The organism is Bifidobacterium sp. UTCIF-39, from assembly GCF_006408715.1.
GTDB lineage: Bacteria > Actinomycetota > Actinomycetes > Actinomycetales > Bifidobacteriaceae > Galliscardovia > Galliscardovia tissieri.
The window spans coordinates 143,966-170,026 of the sequence record NZ_JEOG01000003.1 but is presented as its reverse complement, the minus strand read 5'-3'; the positions used below and the strand labels follow the sequence as shown (position 1 = coordinate 170,026).

The following is a 26,061-nucleotide window of genomic DNA, read 5'->3' as shown; positions in this document are numbered from 1 at the left end:
CGCTCAGGTTGAGCGAATACTTGGCCTGGAGGGCATGTTGGTGGCAGCGCCTGTGGCGGCTGCCACCAACAACAATGACTGTGACGCCGAAAGTTCCCGGCGGATTCATGCTTTTGGACAATGATGAAAAATAGGACCGCGACGAGGCGGTTGTTAGGTGGATTGTTATGATTAAGGCGATTGAAAAGTTCGGAATCCCCCGAGCGTTGTTGCTGGGGTTCCTGGCGGTGGCCATCTTCATGACGGGCGATGGCTTTGAGCTGACGTTCCTGTCGAAGTACATGGTCGATCAGGGATTCACGGCGGCGCAAGCGTCCGGACTGGTCACCGTGTACGGTCTGTTCGCGGCACTCGGCGGATGGACGGCCGGCGTGCTCGCCGAGATGTTCGGCGCACGTCGGGTCATGATGTTCGGCGCCTGCTGGTGGATCGGCGTGCATCTGGTCTTCCTCGCCGTGGCACTGCCCAGCGGCATCTACCCGCTCATCCTCGGCGTCTACGCGATCCGCGGCATCGGCTACCCGCTGTTCATCTACAGCTTCGTGGTGCTCATGGCCCAGTACATCGCCCCCGCCAGGCTCGCCAGCGCCACCGGCTTCTTCTGGACCTGCTTCTCGCTGGGCATCGGCGTGTTCGGCGCCTACCTGCCGAGCTTCATCATGCCACACTTCGGCGAATACAAGACCTTCTGGTTCGCACTGCCGTTCTCGATCATCGGCACGATCATGTGCTTCTTCTGCGTCCCGAAGAACAAAGTGATCAAGGGCGAGGGCCTGAGCCGCGCCGAACAGCTCAAGGAACTGGCCGAAGGCGCCACCATCCTGTTCACTAACCGCAAGATCGCCATCTGCGCTATCATCCGCATCATCAACAACCTGCTGCTGTACGGATTCCCGGTGATCATGCCGCTGTACCTGTGCACCACGAAATACGGCGGCATCAACATCTTCAAGACCGAGGAATGGATGCGCATCTGGGGATTCGTGTTCGTCGTCACCCTGATCTTCAACACGTTCTGGGGCTGGTTCATGGACCGCTTCGGCTGGATCTGGCCGATGCGCTGGTTCGGATGCGGCGTGCTCGCTGTCGGATCCGTGCTCTTCTACTACATGCCGCGTTGGTTCGGACCGAATGCGCTGATGATGATCGTCGCCTCGATCGTGGTGGGCATCGGCACCTGCGCCTTCTCCTGCCTGCCCACGGTGATGACGCTTGAGGCCCCCGGCAAGCAGGGCGCGGCACTGTCCGCCTACAACCTAGCCGCCGGACTCACCACGTTCGTCGGCCCCGGCATCGCCACCCTCCTGCTGCCGGTCATCGGCATCGAAGGCATCTGCTGGACGTACGCCGGACTGTACATGCTGGCGTTCCTCCTCACGCTCACCCTGCACCCGAAGCAGCCCGGCTTCGACGAGAAGGGCCATCGCATCCCCGGCGCCAAGACGCTCGGCGACGCGCTCATGGAGGAGCAGGAGCAGATCGAACTCGTCGCCACCGCCAAGGCGTGACGACACCGACGACGAAAGGCCGGGCGGCTCGTATCCACACGAGTCGCCCGGCCCTTCGCATTGCAGACCTCGAAACCGAACCGACAGCCGTCATCGGATGACGAGATACATCAGCATGGCGGTCACGATGACCACCAGACCGATGACGATCACTGCGATCAGCCCAGTACGCACACCGAACATACGCCCCTGTTTCGGATTCTTCGGATCGACGGCACGGCCGCTTTCCAACAGCATGGAAAACGCGCCGAACGCCACCAGCAACGATCCCATGACGATCAGCACCATCAGGGTGCGCGTGGGGAACGACAGACCGTCGCCGAGCTGAATCGAGGCGATGACGAACGAGATGATGCCGGCGAAGAAGCCGATGAACTCCAGCATGTCGATGCGTTCGTTATCGAAACGCCGGCCAAGCTCGTCCATCTTGTCGTCAAGTTCGCGCGCACGGGCCCGCTGCGCGTCCTGCGCATCATCGATGACCGCCGACAGCGAGCGCATGTTCGACAGCATATTGCACGTGTTGCGCGCGTCGAAGATCTCATTCATCTCGGTCACGTACGTGCTGCCCTTGATCGTGGTCGTCTGCGCGGCATCACTGGACTCACTCCACGCGTTGTACCGGGCGTTCTCCAGATCCACGGCCTGGGAGAACTCGCTCTGTGCTTCGCCGTACCGGCCGAGGCATGCGAGGATCCGTCCGTAGCTCACATGGAAGATCGGATGCCATCCGTCCCTCGGACGCTTCTCGAAGTCGTCCAGAAGATGCTCAAGCGACTGCCGGTCATCCTCGTCGGGCATCTGCCGGCCCGAGGAGATGAGCTCATGCTCCACACGGTCCAGAATCTGCTCGGTGTAGGTGTTGAGAAAACCGATATGGTCCGGGGCCGTGTCGAGGGCGCGGCGGGCAGCCGCCTCGGCCCCCTGCTCGTCACCGCCATACAGGCAGAACATGGACAGCGCGTACTGGTAGAGCGAGAACCCGCCAAGACACGGACGCAGCAACGGCACGAACCGCCGCCAGTACAGCAACCGCTGATCGGCGTCGAATTCACACCGGTGGAACCACTCGAACGCGACGAAGAACGGCACCAGCAGCGCGGGATCGTTCTTGTGCCGGGCGCTGACGTCCAGCACGGAATCACTGATATCAATGGCCTCGGCACGCGTGAACGTCCCATGTTCGATCACGTCCTCGCGCAGGTACCGTTCGAATTCGGGATCGTCGGGCAAGACGTCGGCAAGACGATCGTAGATACCACGTAGGCGTTCGATCACGTCGTCGGATACAGGAAATTCGGATCGTGCAAGTTCATGCAGCAGCGCGTCGGCTCCTGGAAACGTCGCCGCGTCATCATGATGATCGTTATGCCCGGCAGTGGGATTGCCGCATTCCGCAGTGGAATCGTCAGCCATTGATGGAACCTCCACTCATGCACTCATGTAATCGCATCACTCATATAATCGCAATTGACATTCAGTGTATCGCCGCCATACGCGGCCCGGGGAAAGGCGACGTCGATGAAGCCTGTCGTGGCGTTGATGATGCAGTATTCGGAGACGGTGGCGGGAGCGTTCGACATCGATCCCGGATACCTGCGGCTGGTGGAGTTTGCGGGAGCCAACGTACTGACCGTGGACCCGTCTGACGACGACCGCTATCTCATCGACATGATCGACCGCGCCGACGGGCTGCTGATTCCCGGTGGCAATGACATCGATCCGGATCTGTACGGAGGCCGCCATCTGCCGGGCATGGACGAACCGGTCCCGTTGCGCGATCATGCGGAGGCAACACTGCTGAAGGCCGCCTACGAACGGCATATGCCCTATCTTGGCGTATGCCGCGGTCTGCAGATGATGTGCGTACTGGCGGGCGGCAACCTCTACCAGCAGATCGCCGACGATATTCCGGGTGCTCTGGATCACTGGCAGAAGCAGCCATTCAATCAGCCGAGTCACTCGGTGACCGTGCTGCCGGGCACTCCCCTGCGCGGCATTCTGGGATGCGACGGCATCATGGTCAACAGCGTGCATCATCAGGCCGTGCATAAACCGGGCGAGGGCGTGGCCGTGCAGGCGAGCGCCCCCGACGGCGTTATCGAGTCCGCGTATCGGCCGGATCGCGAGTTCTTCATGGCCGTGCAGTGGCATCCCGAGCAGACGCCGGACGACAAGCCGAGTCATCGTCTGGCGACGGCGTTCGTGGATGCCTGCCGCGCGTATCGGCGAAACCGCGATCGCGGATAGGCGCGGATAGGCGCGGATAGGCGCGGATAGGCGCGGATAGGCGGAAATGGGTCGCTCACTCGCCGTCGTTGCGGATGCCGAACGGGATGTGCACGGCGGGGATGTTGAGATCGGGGTTCTCCAGATTCATCATGTCGTCATCGAAGAAGATGTGCGGCTGCACCTCGTTGAGGAACGGCGTCTTGCTGAGCCCGCCGAGGAAGAACGCCTCGTCCACGGTCAGCCCCTTCTCCTCCAGCGTACGGATGGCACGCTCGTGGGCCGGCGCACTACGGGCGGTCATCAGATACACGCGCAACGACGGCTTGTCCGGCAACGTGCTTTCACGTGCCGCCCGCTGCAACGCGTTCAGTCCCTTCAGCAGTCGTTCGAGCGGCCCGTTCTCCAACGGCCGGTCCGCGTTCATCAGCTCATGGTCGCCGTACACTTCCGTCGCGTGTTCGGGATCGTTCCGACGGGCCTGCTGGAACACCCGCTCGGACGAGTCGCCGGCCAGCACACCGTCGAAGTCGAACGCCACCCGCAGCTCATTGTCATCATCAAGCTGGTGCGATCGACGACGGAACGGCAATACCAGACCGGCGGGCAGCCCCTTGTCCACGGCGCTTTTGACCTCGTCGGCGTTCGCGGACAGAAACAGCGACATATTGAACTCGCGCATCAGCGGAAACGTGGACATCCCGCTGCGGAACACCGCCCTCGTGATGTCGAGATCATGGGCGCGGATGCTATTCATAATGCGCAGTCCGGTACGCGGACTGTTGCGTGACAGCACCACCACCTCAACGCCCTCGTCGGGATCGTCGAACAGCCGGTTGAACCGGAGCAGACGCGAGACGAACGGGAACGCAGTGCCCGGGGCGAGCGTCTCGTCGACACGGCTTTTCTGATAATCCTCGTACTGTGCCACGCCGTCGTTGCGATAGACGTCGTTGGCCTCCTCAAGGTCGAACAACGCCCTGGATGAGGCACCGATCACCAGCGCCTTCCGTGACAGATCCGCCATCGCATCCCCTTCCGTGTCGCGATCATACGCACCGTGACCATGTCTGTCGTGATCATGCCTACCGTTCCCGTGCATACCGTTTTCATTGTACGGACGCGGCCCACGGCCGTTTGTACCATTCCACAACGTCGCGGCGGCAAGTTCATATCCCCCGACAATGCGCACCCGACTACGGCACCGTAACATAAAAGAGGACATAGGCATACCCGTACGCCGATCGTCTGATCGACGACATGAATTCGAGGCATGATGAAGGAATACACGGAACCCGGAACCATCGAGGTTCGCGACGACGAAACCCTCTACTCGCTGCTCACCGAACGCATCGACCGTACTGGCGAGGACACGGTGATCGCCAGCCGCAAGACCGGCCCCGGCGCCTGGTCCGACGTCACCACCGGCGAATTCCACCGCCTGGTTCGCGCGTGCGCCAAGGGATTCATGGCGTTCGGCATCCGCAAGGGCGACGCGGTGACCCTGTTCTCCAGCACCCGCTACGAGTGGGGCGTGCTCGACTTCGCGCTGGCCGCCATCGGCGCGGTGAACGTGCCGATCTACGACACCGACTCCGCCGCGCAGGCCAAGCGCATTCTCAACGACTCCGACGTGCGGATCGCCATCGCCGACGATCAGGAGCGGTTCGACCGCCTGCAGTCGGTGGTGAACGACTGTCCAAAGCTGGACCGCATCCTCATGCTCGACGCGAACGCGATGGGCGCGCTCGAAGGACTGGGCGTCACCGTGGGCGACGACGAGCTCGACGAGCGCATCGCCTCGGTTGGAGCCGACGATCTCGCCACGATCGTGTACACGTCCGGTTCCACGGGAGCGCCGAAGGGTGCCGAACTGACGCACCGCAACTTCCTGAGCATCGTGCGCGCCGGCTATGTGTGCATGAAGGAGATGATCTGCGACGGGCATCCGCGACTCCTGCTGTTCCTGCCCCTCGCCCACTGCTTCGCCCGCTACATCCAGTACTGCTCGATCGGTTCCGACGACGGCGTGGTCGGCTATCTGCCGGATACGCGCTCGCTGCTGCCCGACCTGCGTAGCTTCAAGCCCACGTATCTGCTGGGTGTGCCGCGCGTGTTCGAAAAGGTGTACAACGCGGCCTCCCGCAAGGCCGGCATGGGTATGAGGGGCCGGATGTTCGCCAAGGCCGCCGAGGCCGCCCGCGACTGGTCGCGCACCGCGCAGGAGGGCCGTCACCACACGTTGCGGCAGATCTCCGAGCACGCGATGTATGAGTCGACCGTGTACCGCACGGTACGCAGCGCGCTCGGACCGAACATCAAGTACGTGGCCTGCGGCGGCGCGCCGCTGAACCCGGATCTGGCGCACTTCTTCGCCGGCATCGGCCTGCCGATGATCCAGGGCTACGGCATGACGGAGACCGCGGCGCCGTTCACCGTCACCCGTGTGGACGACAACCGCATCGGCACGGTGGGACGCTGCGCGCCCGGCTCGTCGGTGCGCATCAGCGACGACGGCGAGGTGCAGGTCAAGGGTGCGAACGTGTTCCGCGGCTACCACAATCTGCCGGAGAAGACGGCCGAGGCGTTCACCGAGGACGGCTGGCTGCGCACCGGCGATCTAGGTTCGCTGGACGACGACGGCACGCTGACCATCACCGGCCGTGCGAAGGACATCATCATCACCGCCGGCGGCAAGAACGTCTCCCCCATTCCGATGGAGGAGACGATCAACGACTGCCCGATCGTGGAGCACGCCGTGGTGATCGGCGACGGCCGCCCGTTCATCGCCGCACTGATCACGCTTGACCCGGAGGGACTTGCCGTATGGCTGCCCGCACACGGTTTGCAGGCCGATATGCCGCTGGAGGAGGCCGCCGCGAACAAGACGGTACGCGACGAGATCCAGCTGTTCGTGGACAAGGCGAACTCGCAGGTGTCGCGTGCCGAATCGGTGCGTAAGTTCGTGGTGCTGCCCGAACGGTTCACGCAGGACAATGGATGCCTAACCCCGTCGCTCAAGGTGGTGCGTCCGAAGGTGAACACCGTGTTCGCCGATGTGATCGACGACGAGGTCTACGCAGGCAAGAAGTAACGGACGGCACCGCGGAAAAGAACGGAGAAGACCACGGCCGCGTATCATCCCCGATTCGGAGCGATACGCGATCGTGGTCTTCCGGTTTTTGCACGCCGGGTCCGAAGACATGTGTCACCGGTCCCGGCAGGTCTTGGTTAGAACGACGTCCATCCGCCGTCGGAGGCGATTGTCTCCGCGGTGAGGAACGAGGCGTCGTCGGAGACGAGGAACAGCATCACGGATGCCTGCTCGTCCGGTTCGGCCTCGCGGTCGATCAGCGAGCGCCGCTTCAGGCCCGCCATAGAGTTGGCCTCCTTGGGGTCCATGCCGGCGGCGATCGCCTGCTCGCGGTGGCGCTTGACGTACTCGTAGGCGGCCTTGGTCAGCGGCGTGGTCGTACCCGCCGGGTTGATCGAGTTGACGCGGATGCCCTTGCTGGCGTAGTCGATGGCCACGTTCTTGGTCAGGCCGTTCACCGCATGCTTGGATGCGCTGTACGGCAGGTTGCCGGGCAGACCGGTCAGGCCGGCGATCGACGAGACGTTGAGGATCACGCCGCCGTGGTTCTCCTTGAGGAATTCGATGATCTCGTACTTGCAGCTGAAGAACACCGAGTAGAAGTTGTTGGCCATGGTATGGTCCAACTGCTCCTTGGTGACGTCGACGATGCGGCCGGGCTGGCCCATGATGCCGGCATTGTTGATGGCGATGTCGAGCCGGCCGAATGTGCTGACGGCCAGCTCCACCATGTCACGGCAGGTGCTTTCCTCGGAGACGTCGCCGTGCAGGAACACAGCTTCTGCCCCGAGTTCCCTGACCCGGAGGAGGATGTCCTCGCCCTCCTTTTCGAGCTTGTCGACCAGAACGAGCTTGGCACCCTCCTGTGCTGCGCGCAGGGCGGTGGCTTCACCGATGCCCAGAGCGGCACCGGTGAGGATCATCACCTTGCCGTCGAAGCGGCCTTCGATTGGTTTCTTCATCGCTTTCCTCGATTCGGTTTCCTCGGGATGGATCAGTGCTCGTCTCCGGCGCGCAGGGAGTCGGAGAGCTTGCGGCGACGCAGCGCGAACATCATGGCGGCCACGACGGCGAGCACGACCATGACGGCGACGATGGTGCCGATGGCGGCACCGGTGGAGGCCAGCTGGCTGCCATCGGATGCGTTCGGCGTGGAGGACGACGGGGTGGTCGCCGTCTTGCCGGTGGTGGTCGGCGTGCTGGTCTTGTCGAGCTTGGACGGGGTGCCGTTGTTGGTGGTGGGCGGGTTCTTGGTCCACCAGGTCGGGATGACCACGTTGCCGTGGTTGTCGCGGTTCACAATGATGGTGTTGCCATTGCCATTGTTGTTCCCGTTATTGTTCCCGTTATTGTTCCCGTTATTGTTCAGGCTTCCGTTGCCGTTGTTGTTGCCGTTGCCGTTGCCGTTGTTGTTGCCGTTGCCGTTGCCATTGCCATTGCCGTTGCCGTTGTTGTGGTCAATGGGGGACAGCAGCGCCACGAGCGTGGTGTCGGCCGTGGAGTACACGCCGGTCAGGTCGGCGTCGTAGCTGCGACCGCACTCGTCGGCCCAGCCGACGATCTCATAGCCGGCGGGAGCCGACAGCTTGGTGTTGAACGGCACGTAGACCTTCTTGCCGTCCTTGAAGTCCTTGGACTCCTCGTGCACCTTCTTGCCGGTGGCCGGATCGTAGACCACGAACGTGTAGGTGTGGGACTTGGCGTTGTTGTCGCCGGGCTTGTCCGGGTTCTCCGGCTGCTCGGGCTTGGTGCCGGGCTCGCCGTTCACCGGGTCGAGACGGTCGGCGGCCTTGTACAGCAGATCGTAGGCCACGTTCACGCGAGCGGTGCCGGAGTTGGCATCGGCAAGCACCTCCTCGGCGTGGGCGAGACGCTGCTGGAAGATCGTCTTGTGCAGATTGTCCTGGTACTTGGACAGGTCGATCGCCTTGTCCTTGTCCACCTCGGCCTGCAGACGGGCACGCTCCTCGCTGGTGGCGGGGATGGACGTGACAGCCGCGTCACCGTTCTGGTTGGCAGATGAGAAATCGAACAGCTGGGACAGGTCGAAGTACTGGTTCGACTGCTCGCCCGACTGTTCCGTCGTCTGATTCTGGGTCTGCTCCGCCGCGGCATCACCGTCGGCGGCGAATGCGGCTCCGTTCACCGGCACCAACATCGCCAGACCGGCGACGGCACCAATGAGAGCCCTACTCCACTTGCTCATTTCCATTCTCCTTAGTGTTGGGAAACACAACTGAACACCAATACCGGCGGCCGTTCATCACATGTCGTGACTGTTTGACCGCCAGCCCACGGCGTTTGCAGAACAGCGGGTCGCATGCGCGTATCGCGGCACAGTCCGCGAGCCCGAGCCCTGTGAATTTGCCGTAAGCCTCCTTGAGCGTCCACAGCATGGTCGTCCGTTCGGCGAGCATTTCGGTGTCCGCTTCGACGTCGTCCATGACGACGGAATGATCCGACGAAATCGGATCACGCAGCTCCCCACGCTGGCGGGGAGAAAAACAGTGGCGCAGCACACCTGCGGTGGGGCGGCGCACCGACTCCACGTCGATGCCCACACGTCCTCCCCGATGCACGGCGCATGCGATCAGACCGTCGGCATGCGATATGCTGACCGCCCATGTCCGCGATTCCGACTCCGCGCCGGAAATCGCGCCCGTACCGGAAACCACATACGGCCGGCCATGCGCATCCTTGCGGATCACCGCATGATCGTCGCCGCTCATCGCGCGCACGAGACGCAGGGCCAGCGCATGGGCATGATCGGACAGCATCCTCCCGTAGGCGATGCTGTCGATCCCCTGTCGTAAACCCACGGTCTCCAACGCAATGCTCATGCGGTACCGCCCTTTGTCGCATCCACCGCGCCAACGCCGTCCGTGCCAGCCGCACCCACGGCGACGTCGCTTCCGGCACCCTGCATGGCGATCTCATACGGAAGATCGTCAGGCGTCTGCAGACGCATGGCCGACGCGCGACCGTGCGCGACCGTGGCGATCTGGTCAATCGTCCGATCCGGGTTTTTCGCCACCTCGTCGAGGAACGCAAGCATGAACCGGTGGAAACGACGGATCGACTCCGGATCCACATAGCCCACGATGTACTCGTAGTTCACCCACAGGTCGCCACTGGCATCGAGCGGCATGATGCTCACGTACAACGGCATCGCGTTCGCGCCGTTCGGACGGCGACGGAACCGGAACCGCACCGGCAGACCGCCGTCGAAATACGGCTGGAACGTGGTGCTGACGCTCGCATAGCCCCGGCACGCCTTGAGCCCGAAGTTCTGACGCAGCACCTCGAGAATATCGGCGGTGGCCACGTTCGCACGACGATAGGCGTCCATCTGCTCGTGCATCAGGATCTCGCAGGCGTCGGCAAACGACGTGGAACCGGGAATCACCGTACGCAGCGCCACCGCGTTCACCATGGTGCCGCCGGCACGCTTCTGCGCAAGCGTGGCGCGACGGGCCACCGCGTTCATGAACATCACGTCGTCGGTGCCGGACATACGGCTCAGGAACGTACGCAACGCAATGAAATACGGGATCTGCATGGGCAGATGCTCGCGCTCGCAATAGTCGCGCATGGCAGACACGAGCGAACGGTCGATGCGATAATCCACCATGCCGCCCTTGGTCTGCCACAACCGCAGCGTCACGCCGTAGCGCTCGCCCCTGATGAACTCCTTGCCCTTCAGGCCATTGACCGAGGTGAACTGCGGTTCGACGGAGAAATGCTTCCTCCACCACTCCACCTGACGCTTGTAGCGCTCGCCCTTCTGCTGCGCGAAGTCGGCCTTGTAGGCGGGCAGCGGCGAATACGGTTCGTCCGGCAACGCGGTGCCGTTGCACAGCGCCTGGTAAATGGCGAACGTGTATGTCAGGCAGCCCATGAGCGAGTAGGCGTCAAACACCACGTGGCTCACGCAGTAGTACAGGCTGACCCGGTCGTTGTCGCGACGGATGATCCGCACGCGATACAGCTGTGTGTCATTGCCGCCGTTCGGGAACGGCGTGGCACCGATCTCGTCACAGTAGCGCTCCACGTCGCGCTGCGAGCGCCCGCGCATGTCCACCAGTTCGATGTCGTGCGGCACGTCGGTGGCGAAGTACTGCATCGGACGCTTGTCGACAAGGTGGATGCGCACCGCGTTCGACGGGATGCGCATCATCGCCAAGTACACGGCCTGCACCAGACGATGTTCGTCGATCTTGTCGTACAGGTCCACCAGGCTGCAGACGTTGACGATCTGCTTTCGGAAGCTGAACTTGAGGTTGTAGAACATCAGGTTCTGCGACTGCGTGAGCGGATAGTACCGCACCGAATCGATCACGCGGCTTCCCATGCCGTCCGGATCGTTCACGCCGTCGGTGCCGTTCACGCCATTCGGACTATCTACGCTATTGTCGTGATTGTTCTCCGTCATCGGGACTCCTCTCTTCTACTCCACGCTCTTGAGTGATTCGACCATCGGAATACGCACCAGCTTGGGATACATGACCGCCATCACGATGATGGAGAACAGCAGGGTGAGCAGGAACGACCACACGTAGCTCCACGGGGAAATCATGTAGCCGAAGGTCACATCCTTCTGTTCGATGGATTGCATGATCAGCCGGTGCAGACCACTGCCGATGAGCAAGCCCAGCACCGCGCCCATGATGGTGAGCAGCAGATTCTCGCGGTAGATGTACATGGCCACCTCGCCGCGTTTGAATCCAAGCACCTTGATCGTGGCGATCTCGCGAATGCGTTCCGACACGTTGATGTTCGTCAGGTTGTACAGCACGACGAACGCCAGCAGGGCCGCGCACACGATGATCAGCAGCACGATGCTGCTCATGGCCTTGATCTGATCGGTGAACTCCTCCGCCACCTTCGTGTACGACGTCACCGACGCCACGCCGTCGCTGTTCTGCAACGCCTTGACCAGGTTGTCCTCCTGCCGGGCCGTCACCTTGTCGCTGAACTTGACCAGCAGCGTGTTCGGAGGCAGTTCCTCGAGGAAGTACTTGGCATACGATTTCTGCGTCATGTACGCGTAGTGGAATACATAGTTCTCAGTGACGCCGGTGACGGGGATCCGCTTGGTCATGCCGCCCGAATCACGTACCGCAACGGTGTCGCCTGCGCTGACGCCAAGGTTCTTGGCGAGCTTCTGGGTGAGCACGATGCCGTCGTCGGTCAGATGGATCGGCTTGCCGGTCGTTGGATCGTCCAGACGGATGTAGTCGGTGAACGAGTCGGGTTTGTTGACCGCGTAGATCGCCAGCGTCTCGTCGTCGCCACCGTTGCTGATACTCACGCTGCCCACTCCGGCCCGCGTATACGACTTGACCGACGGGTTGCCGTCAAGCGCACCGTAGACATCGGCCACCTGCGCGTCCGTCGCGGTCTGGTCGATCGACACCGACATGTCATAGGCGAACACCTGTCCGTACTGCTTGGCCACCACGGAACCGATCGTGTCGTTCATGCCCAGACCTGCCACCAGCAGACCGGTGCAGCCCATGATGCCGACGATCGTCATGATGAGACGACGCTTGTACCGGAACAGGTTGCGTACCGTCACCTTCTGCGAGAAGTTGAGCAGCTTCCACAACGCCGGAATGCGTTCCAACAGGATGCGCTTGCCGATCTTCGGCGCCTTCGGACGCATCAGCGCCGCGGCCTGGCTGTTGAGCTCGTTGCGGCAGGTGAGATACGACACCAGAGCCATCGCACCCACCGTGATCAGCAGGCTGATCAGCACGATGAACGGGTGGAACCCGTGCACCAGTTCGGGCTGACGGTACATCGCCGCCCACGCCTTGTACACCGACTCCGGGAATGTCCATACGCCCACGATCGCGCCGATCACACCGCCGACGGCGCTCGCCGCCACCACGTACAGCACGTACTTCATGGCGATCGCATTGTTCTGGTAGCCGAGCGCCTTGTAGGTACCGATCACCCCACGCTGCTCGCTGACCATGCGGGCCATCGTGGTCATGCACACCAGCACTGCCACGAGGATGAAGAACACGGGAATGATCTGCGAAATCGCATCCACACGATCCACGGTGTTCTTGTAGCTGACAAAACCGGCGTTCGCGTTGCGGTCGAGCACATACCATGTGGGGTTGTTCAGGCTGTCGATCCGGTACTTCGCAGCGATCAGCTTCTCCTTGGCGTCGTCAAGCTGCTGCGCACCGTCATCCTTCTGCGTTTCGAAGTCGGCCTTGCTCTTCTGATAATCGGACTTGCCCTGATCGAGCTTGGCCTTGGCGTCGGCGAACTGCTTGCTCGCATTGGCGTCGGCCTGGGCGAGCTGCTTCTTGGCCGCCTCCAGCTGGGCCTCACCCTGCTCATACTCCTTCTGCGCCTGCGCAAGCTGATCCTTGCCGTCCTGCAACTGGGCGGCGGCCGAGTCAAACGCACCCTGCACCGAACCCTGCAGCTGCTGCACACCCTGCGTGGTCTGGTCGAGCGCGGTCTTCTGCTGCGACAGCTGATCGTACATCTTCTGGTACGAGTCGATGATCGGCTTCATCTGCTGCTGCTGATCCGGCGGCAGCTTCGACATCTGATCGTTGAGGCTCTTGAGGTTGCCGCTCATCGAATCCATCTGCTGCTGCATCCACTGGGTCATGGCCGTGGCCTGACCCATCTGCTGGTTCAGACTGTCATACTGCTGCTTCAGACTGTCGTAGGCCTGCTGGCCGGCATCCACCTGCGCCTGACCGGACTCGATTTGCTGCTTGGCGGAGTCGAGCTGCTGCTGTCCGTTCTGGATCTGCAGCTGTGCGTTCTGCTTCTTGAGCTCGTAGTTCTCCTTGGAACCGTCGAGCTTGGCATCCCCGCTCGCCAGTTGGGCGTTCGCATCGTCGAGCTTGTCCTGCGCATCGGCGATCTGCTGGTCGTACTCGGCCTTCTTCTTGTCATATTCGGCCTGCGACTGCTGAAGCTTCTGCTGAGCGGCGTCACGAACCTCGTTGCCGCGCTCACGCGCACGGTCGGAACCGATGTTGTTGAGCGCGTCCTCGGTCTTGCCGACGAGCTTGTCGTACTTGGTGTCGAAGGCGTTGAGCTCCTTGGCCCCCTTGACGGTCACGGATGCCTGCGTGTAGATCGGGTCGCCGTTGTCGTCCTTCACGGTGAACGTGGAGTCGGGAACATAGGCGAACAAGTTGATCGACTTGCCGCCGATCTGCGACGTGCCTTTTTCGACCGTCAGATAGTACGGGGTGATGGCACGGCCGACGATGGTGAAGGTGTCGGTCGACAGCGTGCCGTCGGTGATCTTCTCGGACGTGCCGGAGACGAAGGTGATCCTGTCGCCCACCTTGAGGCTCCTGCCGTAGTTGGCGCTGTCCTCGATCACGATCTCATTGGGCTGCGAGGGCATACGTCCGCTGACCAGAGTCACCTTGTTGAGCATGTTGGATCCGGTGGGCAGCCCGTGGACGCGGAACACCAGCTGGCTGCCGTTCTCCTTGGCGATGGCGTCGGTGAAATGCCCGGGCTGGACGGCCTGAACACCTTCGGTCCTGCGGATGGCGTCCAGATCCTTGTCGGTCAGGCCAAGCGTGGACATCACGCTGATGTCCTCGATGTTGGACTGGTCGAAGTAGCCGTCCATCGTATGCTTCATGTCGGGGGCGGCGGACTTCAGACCGGCGAAGAATCCTACGCCAATGGCGACGATCAGCAGGATCGAGAAGAACCTGTTCGCCGAATGGCGGATCTCCCGCCAGAAATCAAGCAGTAGTGCCTTGGTCATACCGGTCCTACCACTCCACGTCCGCGATGTTCATCGGATGAGCGTTGAGTTCGATCGCCTCGATATGTCCGTTCTTCACATGCACCACCTTGTCGCCGATGCTGGTAAGCGCATAGTTGTGCGTGATGATGATCACGGTCATCTTGCTGCGACGCGCATAGTCCTGCAGCAGTTTCAGAATCTGCTTGCCGGTGTTGTAGTCAAGGGCGCCCGTGGGCTCGTCGCACAGCAGCAGCTTGGGGTTCTTGGCCAGTGCTCGCGCGATGGCCACACGCTGCTGCTCACCACCGGAAAGCTGCGAGGGGAAGTTGTCCTTGCGGTCGTCGAGGCCGACGGCGTCGATCACCTCGTCCACATCGAGCGGGTCACGACTCACCTGGGTGGCGAGCTCCACGTTCTCCCGTGCGGTCAGATTCTGCACGAGGTTATAGAACTGGAACACGAATCCGACGTCGTAGCGACGATAGAGCACAAGCTGCTTGTCGTTGTACGTGCTCACTTCGTTGCCGTCCACGAACACCTTGCCGGACGTGAGCGTATCCATGCCGCCAAGGATGTTGAGGATCGTGCTCTTACCGGCGCCGGACGCGCCCACCACGATCACGAATTCGCCGTTGTCGATGCGGAAGTTGACGTCGTCGAGCGCCTGGATGTGCGTTTCGCCCATCGTGTAGGTCTTCGACACATGATCGAACTCAATGAATGCGTGATCATCCGACGTGGCATCGGATATGGCATCGGACGATTCCTCCGCCGGGGCGCTCGCCGCGCCGTCGGGCGTCTGCGGGCGTTCGATCGGTTCCGTGACAGCCTTCGATGCCGCAAGCGGGTCGGAGGTCACGGGAACGGAGATTGGCTTCTGGTCCGCCGTGGCGTCCGGGTCGGTGGGCCACTCGGAAACGGCCGGAGTCACGGTCGGCACGTCGTTCGGCACGTCGTTCGGCACGTCGTTCGGCACGTCGTTCGGCACGTCGTGCACGGCCGACGACGCGGTACGACGATGACGTCCATCCACCGCACTGCCGGAAACCGTTCTGCCGGAAGGCACATGGGCCGGCACGCCCGGTACGGCGTGCATGGCCGGTACGGTCGGCACATCCGGTACGGTCGGCATGGTCAACGGCGATACGGACGGTGTCGATGAAGCGGACGACGGTGCCGCATCGTTCTGGTCGAACACGCCCAGATCATTCACATCCTCAATCGGTGTATTCATGATGTCGTTTTCCGATTCCCGTGACGTCTCACACGTTTTCCGACAGGTACTTCGCCAGATCACCGACGGTGAGCATGTCCTTGAGCTCGTCGTCGCTGATGTGAATGCCGAACTCGTCCTCCAGTTCGCCGACCATCGTCAGAATGTCGTATGACGTGACCTTGAGGTCCTTGAGGAACTCGGTCTCCGGGGTGATCGTCCTGGGATCGACATCCACGTACTCGAGCAACATCGTGCGTACTTTCTCAAACATCGTCTGAATCCTTCCTTCTGCTTCCTTCTGTTGTGTTCTGGTTCCAGTTGCGACCGTCAGACCGTCAGCTGTCGTTCCGTCCTCGTCTGCGCATGCGTTCGATCACTTTGAATCGTCGGATCTTCTGCGTGGTGGTCTTCTCGAACTCGTGGTCGGATATGCTTACGTCGGCGATCCGCTTGTACGACGGCACGGACCGGTTGACGATGCGGATGTCCTCCATCAGACGATCGTGCCGAGCCTGCTGATCATGCAATCCGAGCTGTTCGCACTGATCGTCGTCGAGGAAGCACACGGCGTAGATGCCGGTGCCCGCGTCGTCCGAATACACCACGCATTCGCGCACGTAATCGATGCCGTGCATGATGTGTTCCTCGATGTCCTCGGGGCTCACGTTCTTGCCGTTGGCGAGAATGATGAGGTTCTTGAGTCGTCCGGTGAGGAACAGGTATCCGTCCTTGTCCACATGGCCGAGATCGCCGGTGCGCAGCCAGCCGTCGTCGGTGAACACGGTGGCCGTGTCCTCGGGCATCTTGTAGTAGCCGAGCATCACGTTGTCGCCCTTCACCTGGATCTCGCCATTGCCGTGCTCGTCGGGATTGGCGATGCGCACGTCGATGTTGGGCAGCACATGGCCGACCGATCCGGCCCGGCGGTAATGGTCACCGCAGGATGCCACCAACGGCGCGCATTCGGTGATGCCATAGCCGTTCTTCACATCGATGCCGATGGCGTCGAGGAAGGATTCCGTCTCATGCGCCAACGGCGCTCCGCCGGAGACGACCATGGAGAGGTTCCCTCCCAGGGCCTGCAGCACCGGCTTGAAGAATCGACGACGACGGTCGATGCCGAATAGCCGCAATGCGGCGCTGACCTTCATGCCGTACTGGAGATGCTCCCACAGGCCGTTGCGTTTCGATTCGATGGTGATCTTGCGTACGAGCAGGTCGAGCATCATGGGAACCATGCTCGACATCTCCGGTCCGAAATGCTCCAGATTGCGGGCCACATGGCGCAGATCGTCGTTGATGGCGACGGTCGTGCCCTCCCAGATCGAGCAGATGATGTTACATACCAGTTCGTAGGTGTGGTTGATCGGCAGCACCGACAGGTTGGTCCTGCGGAAGGTGGTGAGCTGGCGTGCGCCCTTCATTACGGTGACGATGTTGCGGTGGCAGAGCATCACACCCTTGTTGGCGCCCGTGGTGCCGGACGTGAAGACCAGCAGGCTCATGGTATCGGCGTCGATGGGCGCCTCGGTGAACACCGTTTCGTGGGCGCGCACCAGAGCCCGACCATGGGCCACCAGTCTGGTGTAGGCGTAGTAGTCGCGATCCTGGTCCTCGACCGACAGCTTCTTGAGCAGGTCGACCGCCGAGCCGGTGCCACGCATCACAATGACCGCGCGCACCTTGGGCAGACGCGGAAGTAGCGGCTGGAGCTTGTCGAGGAACGATCCCTCACAGAAAATGGCGTCCACGTCGGCCAAGACCAACTGGGCGACCATGGTATCGGGGTCGAGCAGCCTGTCGATCGGCACGGCGCATCCCACGCCGTTCATGGTGGCGAAGAACGCGGTGAGCCATTCGATGGATGTGCCGCCGATGAGGGCGATATGCGATCCGGACAACGTGGTCAACGATGTCGTGGCGGTCGACGGCGTCGTGGCCGAAGACGACTGCTCATCGCCGGATCCGGACACGGCCGGCGTCGCTCCGCCCTCCGGGCGAGCCGTGGAGGAGAACGGTTTGGGCAGACGCATGAGCGCGGTTCCCAATGCGCTGATGTTGTCGGCGAAGCCTCGGAAGGTGATGGCGCTTTCGTAGATCGGCGTTTCGATCTGACGGTAGGCGATCTTGCTGGCGTACCGGCGCTTAGCATAGTTGATGACGTCCCGTAGATCGCTGACTTTCATCAGATTGGGAATTCTGTAAAACCGTTTCATTCCTTGTAAGACTCTCCTCAGTCATCGAACTCGCACATGTTCCATGCACCCGTTCGATGCCCACCAGCACATATGCCTCTCAATCCTGAACGCAAGAATATGCTTCTGGCATATCGCTGTCATCCCCCACTTTCCCCATCCACATCACACGACATGCACCCTTATGAGCCTCGCTACGTAACGGATGTATTCACTCGTGTCATCAGATGCCCCCCTTATGTGGCGCAAATCAATCGACTACGTACCGCATACGGGGGCTGGGAATTCATGCACTGTTCACATGTTGAGGCGTGGTCATATGGGTACTGCGGGCGACGGACGCCCGCATGGCCGTGCGCAATCCGGTTGTCCAGAAAAAATTCGATGAACTCCAAAATCGTTCTGGAGATAATTCGCCACGCCAATCAGGTGTATGCAATCAGGAGTATGCAATCAGGAGTATGCAATCAGGAGTATGCAATCAGGAGTATGCAATCAGGAGTATCGGAGCTTCACCGCTCACGGACCCCCATCCGTCATATAACCACAGATTGTGCAAGCGTCTGATACCGAACAACGAAAAGAGGGCCGCTTCCAATATGGAAACGGCCCTCTAGGGAAGGAAGGAGAAAAAGAATTCCGGCTACCGCCTGCGACGGCAACGACCGATCTTCGTCGCGGTCACAGGATCCAGCCATTCACGACATCAATAGTGAGGTGACGTCCATCACGGTGTCCGTCACCTCACTATTACTCCTATTGCTCAGTGGCGGTTGTTCAGACGGTGGTACATCTCCGACAGCTCCAGTTCCTTCTCGAACTGGCGGGCGGTGGTGTTCTCGTCGATCACGGCGAGCTCGACACCGGCGATGCGGGCGAAGTCCTCCCAAGCCTCACGACCAACGGAAGTGGTCATGCAGGTGTGGTGAGAACCGCCGGCGGTGATCCAGCACTGAACAGCGGTCTTCAGGGACGGCTGCGGCTTCCAGACGGCGCGGGCACACGGCAGCTTCTGGAGGGAGCCCTGCGGCTCAACGACGTCCACGACGTCCATGAGCAGACGGAAGCGCTCGCGCTCGTCGGCCATGGAGACCACGACGGCGTCCTTCTTCGGCTTGCCGGAGAAGACCAGACGCACCGGGTCGGCCTTGCCGCCGATGCCCAGCGGGTGGATCTCCAGCTTCGGCTTGGCGATGGTGCCGATGGCCGGGGAGACCTCGAGCATGTGGGAGCCCATGTCGAGCTCGTCGCCCTCGGTGAAGTTGTAGGAGTAGTCCTCCATGAGGGAGGCACCACCCTCGAGGCCGTAGCCCATGACGGCACCGATGCGCACAAGGACGGAGGTCTTCCAGTCGCCTTCAGCGGAGAAGCCCCAGCCGTACTCGGACGGGAAGCGCTGCGGGCCAACGCCGGGCAGCTGCGGGAGGGCACCGAGGTCCTCGAAGTTGTCCACGCCGGCGGTGCAGCCGTTCTCACGCATCATGTTGACCATGGCGGCCTCTTCCTTGGCCGCGATGAACAGGGAGTCGTACTTGGCGTCCAGCAGGGCCGGATCCACGTCGTACTTGGCCTTGTAGTCCTCGATGATGTCCTTGACCTGATCGTCCTTGACGGCGTCGTAGGCGGCGACGAGCTCGTTGACGGCCCAGGTGTTGATGGAGGCACCGAACACGCGCTCGGCTTCGGTCTTGTCACCCTCGGTGACGGCCACGTTACGCATGTTGTCGCCCCAGCGCATGACCTTCATGTTGTTGGAGGCGTCCCAGCCGGCGCAGGCGCGAGCCCAGGTGCCGACCTTCTCGGCGACCTCGGGATCGGTGTAGTGGCCGACGACGATCTTGCGCGGAATGCCGAGGCGGGAGACGATGTAACCGAACTCACGGTCGCCGTGGGCGGCCTGGTTCAGGTTCATGAAGTCCATGTCGATGGTCTCCCACGGGATCTCCTTGTGGTGCTGGGTGGCCAGCTGCAGCAGCGGCTTGGTCAGCACTTCAAGACCACGGATCCACATCTTGGCCGGAGAGAAGGTGTGGCACCAGGTGATGACACCGATGACGTTCGGGTTGGCGGAGGCCTCAACCATGAACTCCTTGACACCGTCGGAAGACTTCAGGGTGGGCTTGAGGACGATCTTGGCCGGGATCTTGCCGGTCTTGTTCAGGTAGTCGACCATTTCGCCGGAGTGGATGGCCACCTGGCGAAGGGCTTCCTCACCGTAGAGGTCCTGCGAACCGACGCCGAACCAGATTTCCTTGCCCTCGAAGGGGTTCTCCATAACCATAATTGACTCCTTTGTGCCTATTTTGGTGTTTGGTTTTGGATGATGCGGAATTAAGTTTTCGATGTGTGAACACCGGTATGTGAGCGTTCACATATCAGCCACTACACAGTGTAGCAGTAGCGGCCTCGACAGGCAACCGCGTCGCTCGTCAAAGTTGCTATATCTATTCGTTTTTCGTTTCGCAAGCGCGATGCGTGTGCGATACGTGTTGGATGCGTGTGCGAGTGTGGTGGTGTGATCACACCAGGACGATTCCACTAGTGTGATCACACCAAGGATTGAGGAATGTACCCGAGGGGATCACTTGGTCCAGAAGGACTGGATCTCCTCAAGGGTCTTGCCCTTGGTCTCGGGAACCAGGAACTTCACGCCGAGGAAGGCGACGAGATCCATGGCGGCCCAGAAGATGAAGGTGCCACCACCCCAAGCGCTGAACATGACCGGGGTGAACTGGGCGACCAGGAAGTTGGCGCCCCACAGGAACACGGTGCACAGACCAGCGGCACGACCACGCAGGTAGGTCGGGAACAGCTCGGAGATCATGACCCAGGTGACCGGGCCCATCGAGAAGGCGAAGGACGCGATGACCAGGCAGGCGAAGATCAGCGTGAGCACACCGGACCAGTTGAGCAGCATGGACAGACCCATGAGGAAGTAGAAGATGCACATGCCGAGGGAACCGGCAAGCATCAGCGGCTTACGACCGAGCTTATCGATGAAGTACATGCCCACGAAGGTGAACAGGAGCTCGACGAGACCGATCAGCGTGGAGCACAGGAAGGCGGCGGTGTCGCCCTGGAAGATCGGCTTGAAGATGGTCGGAGCGTAGTAGGAGATGGCGTTCTGACCAACGGCCTGGTTGAAGATGGCCAGGAAGATACCGACGAGCATGGCGTGAGCCAGCGGGGCGCGGAACAGATCGGACAGGGAGCCCTTGGCGTTCTCGGCGATGGAGGCTTCGATCTCAGCGGCTTCCTTCTTGGCGGACTCGGTACCACCGATGCGCTCGAGGACCGCGAAGCCCTTCTCCTTGTTGCCGGACTGGAGCAGGAAGCGTGGGGACTCAGGAGACAGAGCCAGGGCGATGAAGAGGATCAGTGCCGGAAGAGCACCGATACCCAGCATCCAACGCCAGGCCTTGTCGGCGAAGTCGGAGTGGATGCCACCGAAGCCGGCGATCCAGAAGTTGATGAGGTTGGTCAGGAAGATACCAAGAATGGTGAGCAGCTGGTACATCGAGGACAGCGTGCCACGGTACTTGGCAGGAGCGCACTCGGTGATGTACGTAATGGCCAGCGAGGAGGCGAGGCCGATACCAAGACCACCAAGGATACGAGCGATGATCATGGAGGTCGGGTCGTTCACCATGGCGGACCACAGGGCTGCCACGAAGAAGGCCGCGGCACCGATCAGCAGCACCGGACGACGACCGATGCGATCGGAGATGAAGCCGGAGACGCCGACGCCGATGACGCCACCAATCATAATGGAGGAAATGATGAGGCCTTCCATGGCGGCGGAAAGCTTCCACAACGAGGACAGGTACACGATGGCACCCGAGATGCTCACGGTATCGTAGCCGTACAGCAGACCGGCCAGACCGGCGCTGACCGCCAGAATGACCACATATTTCATCGAGCCCTGCTTAACAGCGCCCTGAGAAGTCTGAGACATTGTTCTTCCTTGATTTTTGTTTCACCCTTGTGACGGACGCATCAAGCGGGACTCCAACGACCCGGAATGCTCCATCAGCCAATCGATCAAGAACAAACATGTTCGCCCAAGTTCGTTCCCTTTCGGTAGCTGGTTGAAATGTTACCGCTCACAAAATGGCATGTCAAGCCACATGCGCATCGTTCACATCCGCCATTTATCATGCGTTTTCCAACTTTTTCCAAAAATATGAGAGCGTTCACATAAATCGACTCGAATCAAACATTTCTTATTGTTTCACTACCATAAATAGAACATTAATATTCGTTCTTGTGATCTCATGCTTGATAATGAGCACGTTGTGAAACTGATTACAAATACAATTGACTAATAACTCGCTATAACTTACGGCGTGTCGCCCACCGCCGTTGCGACGCCGCGACTGGCGTCGCGGCCAGCGCCACTGCCAACACCGTCGCCAACACCACACCAGCGTCGCGGACGACACCACGTCCGGCAAAAATCGCTACCACCAACGTCCCTTCGCAGCTGGTTCCCCACTGCCACCCGCCGCCAACGTTCCACCGCCATCAGCAGACCATTGCCTCCAGCCGTTAAGACTAATTTGTTCTAGCTTGCAGGACGGTTGCGTCCGTCCGCTCCAAGCCTCACCACCGTGGTGACTGCTTGGTTCGCACGTCACTGGGTCCAGAGTTGTACGACCGTGACTGCTTCGTCTTACAGCCCCTCCATGCGCGTTCAGGATCTTCGAGGCACTCCCGGCGACTTGGATATTGATCGCGGTGTTGAGCTCGCAGTTCTTTTCGAAACCGCATCCCTTCTTGCCGCTCGCCTCCCGTTTCCGCCAGCCTCTTGTCGCCGCCAACTCCCCCTGTTATCGGTGCCCACCGCCACTACCTATCCACACAACCACCAACACCAAGAACCCCTTCAGCACCACGACTTCACCATCACAAACACCATTCGCTACCGCTCTGCCACTTGCCACCACTCTCCGTCACCACTACCACTCTGTCGCCAGTGCTACGGCACCGACCGGCATTCCATCGTCGCCGATATCGCCTCACGAACACCCCCCACCTTCGATGATCGACATCGAGATCATCCGGGCATACTACGAGACGCCGGAAGGATTCCGGGGAAGAAGGGTGTGTCTCGGTAAGTGTGCAACTGGTCCTGGTCGCATGCGTGCGACAGATACGCACTGGATCGGGTTTCCAACTGCGGGTTTGCCTCACGTTTGTGACGAACCCGCAGCGAAGTACGCCCTTCGATGCGGGTTTGTCGTATATGGATGCCGGATACGCACTGAAGCGTGTCCCCTGGTGCGGGTTCGTCACAAACATGCGTCGGATACGCACCGAGGCGTGCGGCTCGCTGCGGGTTTGCCTCACGCGTGCGTCAAATGCGCACTGAAGCGTGTCTCCAGTGCTTGTTCGACGCATGCGTGTGCCATACAGGCGCCGTGGCGTGTCTCCGGTGCTTAAGTGACGTATTCGTGCGTCGTTTGAGCACCGGGCAGTCGCTTGGATGCTTGTCGGACGCACATATGCGCCATATGGGCATCGGGGCGTGCGTCCGGTGCTTGTTCGGTGCATGCGTGCGTCGTATATACACCGAAGCGGGAGACTGTCTTCTCATATGTCGTCACTGCTTCGATCAGCGGGGCCTCTTTCTGCCGACCTCGTAGCTGTCAGCCAAGACCAGTTGCACACCCACCGAGACACTCCCAAGAAGAAAGGGACATGGATCCACCCCGTCGTGGCAGACAATATATATAAGGCACGATTCTGCATTCTCTGCCACGGCTCATGGCAGAGAATGAACATATACCACGAATCCGTCGCTCGCTGCCACAAATCGTGGCAGCGAATGGCATATCACCGCCGATCGCCGTTCTCTGCCACATGATCATGGCAGGGAATGACGATTACCCGAAATCCCGCACTCTCTGCCACGCAGTCGACACTCAATAAGGTTCATGCTGTCCATAATCGACTTGAAGATGTCAAATATTGAAACTTCATTGGTCTCCAACGCTGCACTTTGCGATTCTGGACCATAATTCTTGTGGCAGGGAATGCTCAAACGTCGTAATTCGTTATTCTCTGCCAAAACCGATGGCAGAGAATGGCATATCAGCTTAATCCGCAATTCTCTGCCACACGACCACAGATTCGCAGCATACGATCATTCCCAACGCACCAACCACGCCATCAACAGGAGATCTACTCACACCGATACGCCCCACTCTCACCGCGGAGCGGTACGATGCCGATCATCATTGTCCCGCGCCAAATGCTCCCCGGAAATAATAAAAGGTTCTCGTGCAATGACCGCAGCCATCAGAGAACCTCCAATGATCGGAGTCTTATCTCGCCCTATTCCACCTTGCCATAGTACTGACGAACGCATCCGGTTCTGAAGCAAACCGAAGGAAACACACCGCACGTCCACCAAAGAACACCGCCCTTGCCCCTGTTGCGCAACACTGCTGCAATAATGCGTGCGGCTCCAAGGCGCACGGGATGAGGACGCACGAAAGGTTGTCGGATACAACGCAAACCCGCAGTGTCTCTCGCTCATCACAACATCAGAAGAATTAAGAAATCAAGTCGGCCACCACACCCCCGTCCTGTTCACTCCACACCTACTCCCATACTTAACCGCGCGCGCAATCTCATATTCCAAAACCTGCCCGAATAGAGAGCGCCCCGTCCCTTAGTGTGATCACACCAAAAGACGGGGACGTTGGAATTTCAACGTTTTGCAGGCCTACGACGCTAGTGTGAGCTCACACTAATGAAAGACCTCGCACCAACACGGGACTCACGCCAACGGGGCTCACACCAGCAACGGAAGCCTGTGCCGACCGCTCCAGCCCACAAGCCAACGTTGAATCCCGTGTCTATTCCCGCGTTCGATCCTGCACTTAATCCCACATCCCAAAACCTGCCCGAATAGAGAACGCCCCGTCCCTTAGTGTGATCACACCAAAAGACGGGGACGTTGGAATTTCAACGTTTTGCAGGCCTACGACGCTAGTGTGAGCTCACACCAGCGACGGGACTCACACCAACGGGGTGCGCGACACCCTCAGGACCACGCGCAATCCCATATTCCAAAATCTGCCCGAATAGCAGACACCCCCATCCCTTAGTGTGATCACACCAAAAGACGGGGGTGTTGGAATTCCAACGATTCGGAGGCCTACGACGCTAGTGTGAGCTCACACCAACGAAAGGCCTCACACTAACGGGGCGCGCACCGGCGACGCGGGCCGCGGCACCGGCGTGATGCGTGCGACTCCAAGGCGCGCGGGACGAAGGCGTACAACGGTACGCCGAGCCCCGCGCAACGCGGGAGGCGCCCCGGCACGTCAGTGCTGGCCGTACACGTTCTGGTAGCGGTCGTTGAGCTTGTCGATGTCCGCCTGATCGATCTCGATGATCTCGCCCAGCTGACGGGCCGCCCACATCGTATGCGCGACCTCCTCGGTCATCGCCGCGGCCTTCACCGCGCCCTCCGCGTCCCTGCCGATCGTGAACGGGCCATGGTTCTGCATCAGCACCGCCGGAGACTTCGGATACTTCCTCAGCGTCTCGACCACGCCCTCGCCGATCGCCTCCGAACCGATCAGACGGAACGGGCCCACCGGCACCGGGCCACCGAACTCGTCACCCATCATCGTCAGCCCGCACGGGATGTTCTGACCCGTCGCCGCCCACGCCGTCGCATACGTCGAATGCGTGTGCACCACACCATACACGTCCGGCATATGACGGTAGATGTACGCATGCGACGCCGTATCCGAGCTGGGGGCCTCCGTGCCGTCGACCACGTTGCCGTCCAGGTCCACCACGACCATCGAGTTCGGCGTCAGGTTCTCATAGCGCACGCCCGACGGCTTGATCACGAACAGATCCGCCGTGTGCAGACGCTGCGACACGTTACCCGCCGTCCACACCACCAGATTCCACTTGATCAACTGCTGATGCAACGTGGAGACCACCTCACGCACCTGCTTGACCTCGGCACGCACCTCAGGACCAAAATCAGCCAAAGTAGCCATAACTCATTCCTTTCGATTTGATCAAATATTGTGGCTCCCCCG

General features: G+C 60.7%; 16 protein-coding genes. 3 read left to right on the top strand and 13 right to left on the bottom strand.

What is annotated here, in order from left to right; all coding sequences use genetic code 11:
• The first annotated feature begins 167 nt into the window (after positions 1-167).
• On the top strand, positions 168-1,508 hold the full coding sequence (locus EP30_RS02700) for an MFS transporter (RefSeq protein WP_140555943.1): 1,341 nt from the start codon (positions 168-170) through the stop codon (positions 1,506-1,508).
• A 90-nt stretch (positions 1,509-1,598) separates the two neighbouring features.
• On the opposite strand, the gene EP30_RS02695 is transcribed toward EP30_RS02700, so the two are convergent.
• Entirely contained in the window at positions 1,599-2,924 is a 1,326-nt protein-coding gene (locus tag EP30_RS02695; RefSeq protein ID WP_140555942.1) for a hypothetical protein, read from the bottom strand.
• A gap of 105 nt (positions 2,925-3,029) precedes the next feature.
• On the opposite strand from EP30_RS02695, the gene EP30_RS02690 reads away from it, so the two are divergent.
• Positions 3,030-3,758 (top strand): gamma-glutamyl-gamma-aminobutyrate hydrolase family protein, encoded by a 729-nt coding sequence (locus EP30_RS02690; protein ID WP_140555941.1) that lies wholly within the window; start codon positions 3,030-3,032, stop codon positions 3,756-3,758.
• A 55-nt stretch (positions 3,759-3,813) separates the two neighbouring features.
• Here EP30_RS02690 and EP30_RS02685 read toward each other — a convergent pair whose 3' ends face one another.
• A complete protein-coding gene (locus EP30_RS02685) occupies positions 3,814-4,764 on the bottom strand; it encodes a 5'-nucleotidase (protein ID WP_140555940.1) in 951 nt (316 codons plus the stop codon).
• Positions 4,765-5,010: 246 nt separating this feature from the next.
• Between EP30_RS02685 and EP30_RS02680 the strand changes: the two genes are divergently transcribed.
• A complete protein-coding gene (locus EP30_RS02680; RefSeq protein WP_094664788.1) occupies positions 5,011-6,831 on the top strand; it encodes a long-chain fatty acid--CoA ligase in 1,821 nt (606 codons plus the stop codon).
• A 137-nt stretch (positions 6,832-6,968) separates the two neighbouring features.
• On the opposite strand, the gene EP30_RS02675 is transcribed toward EP30_RS02680, so the two are convergent.
• The 11 genes from EP30_RS02675 to EP30_RS02625 form a co-directional block, all read right to left on the bottom strand.
• Positions 6,969-7,793, bottom strand: coding sequence for an SDR family NAD(P)-dependent oxidoreductase (locus EP30_RS02675; RefSeq protein WP_140555939.1), 825 nt, complete (start codon positions 7,791-7,793; stop codon positions 6,969-6,971).
• Between the two features lie 32 nt (positions 7,794-7,825).
• Positions 7,826-9,037: a hypothetical protein gene (locus EP30_RS02670; protein WP_140555938.1), complete on the bottom strand. Its 1,212-nt coding sequence runs from the start codon at positions 9,035-9,037 to the stop codon at positions 7,826-7,828.
• Positions 9,021-9,671: a 4'-phosphopantetheinyl transferase superfamily protein gene (locus tag EP30_RS02665; RefSeq protein WP_140555937.1), complete on the bottom strand. Its 651-nt coding sequence runs from the start codon at positions 9,669-9,671 to the stop codon at positions 9,021-9,023. The genes EP30_RS02670 and EP30_RS02665 overlap by 17 nt, the downstream gene beginning before the upstream one ends.
• Positions 9,668-11,263, bottom strand: a complete 1,596-nt coding sequence (locus EP30_RS02660; RefSeq protein ID WP_140555936.1) for a condensation domain-containing protein — start codon at positions 11,261-11,263, stop codon at positions 9,668-9,670. Before EP30_RS02660 ends, EP30_RS02665 begins: the two co-directional genes overlap by 4 nt.
• Positions 11,264-11,278: 15 nt before the next feature.
• Positions 11,279-14,599, bottom strand: a complete 3,321-nt coding sequence (locus EP30_RS02655; protein ID WP_140555933.1) for an FtsX-like permease family protein — start codon at positions 14,597-14,599, stop codon at positions 11,279-11,281.
• Between the two features lie 7 nt (positions 14,600-14,606).
• Complete coding sequence (locus tag EP30_RS02650; protein ID WP_094664859.1) at positions 14,607-15,266, bottom strand: ABC transporter ATP-binding protein; 660 nt, start codon at positions 15,264-15,266, stop codon at positions 14,607-14,609.
• A 577-nt stretch (positions 15,267-15,843) separates the two neighbouring features.
• On the bottom strand, positions 15,844-16,068 hold the full coding sequence (locus tag EP30_RS02645; protein ID WP_094664778.1) for an acyl carrier protein: 225 nt from the start codon (positions 16,066-16,068) through the stop codon (positions 15,844-15,846).
• 64 nt (positions 16,069-16,132) lie between these two features.
• On the bottom strand, positions 16,133-18,013 hold the full coding sequence (locus tag EP30_RS02640) for an AMP-binding protein (RefSeq protein WP_140555931.1): 1,881 nt from the start codon (positions 18,011-18,013) through the stop codon (positions 16,133-16,135).
• Positions 18,014-18,755: 742 nt separating this feature from the next.
• A complete protein-coding gene (gene araA, locus EP30_RS02635; RefSeq protein WP_140555928.1) occupies positions 18,756-20,273 on the bottom strand; it encodes an L-arabinose isomerase in 1,518 nt (505 codons plus the stop codon).
• Positions 20,274-20,573: 300 nt separating this feature from the next.
• Positions 20,574-21,947, bottom strand: a complete 1,374-nt coding sequence (locus EP30_RS02630; protein WP_094664772.1) for a sugar porter family MFS transporter — start codon at positions 21,945-21,947, stop codon at positions 20,574-20,576.
• A gap of 3,379 nt (positions 21,948-25,326) precedes the next feature.
• Complete coding sequence (locus tag EP30_RS02625) at positions 25,327-26,019, bottom strand: L-ribulose-5-phosphate 4-epimerase (protein ID WP_140555926.1); 693 nt, start codon at positions 26,017-26,019, stop codon at positions 25,327-25,329.
• Positions 26,020-26,061: the final 42 nt, after the last annotated feature.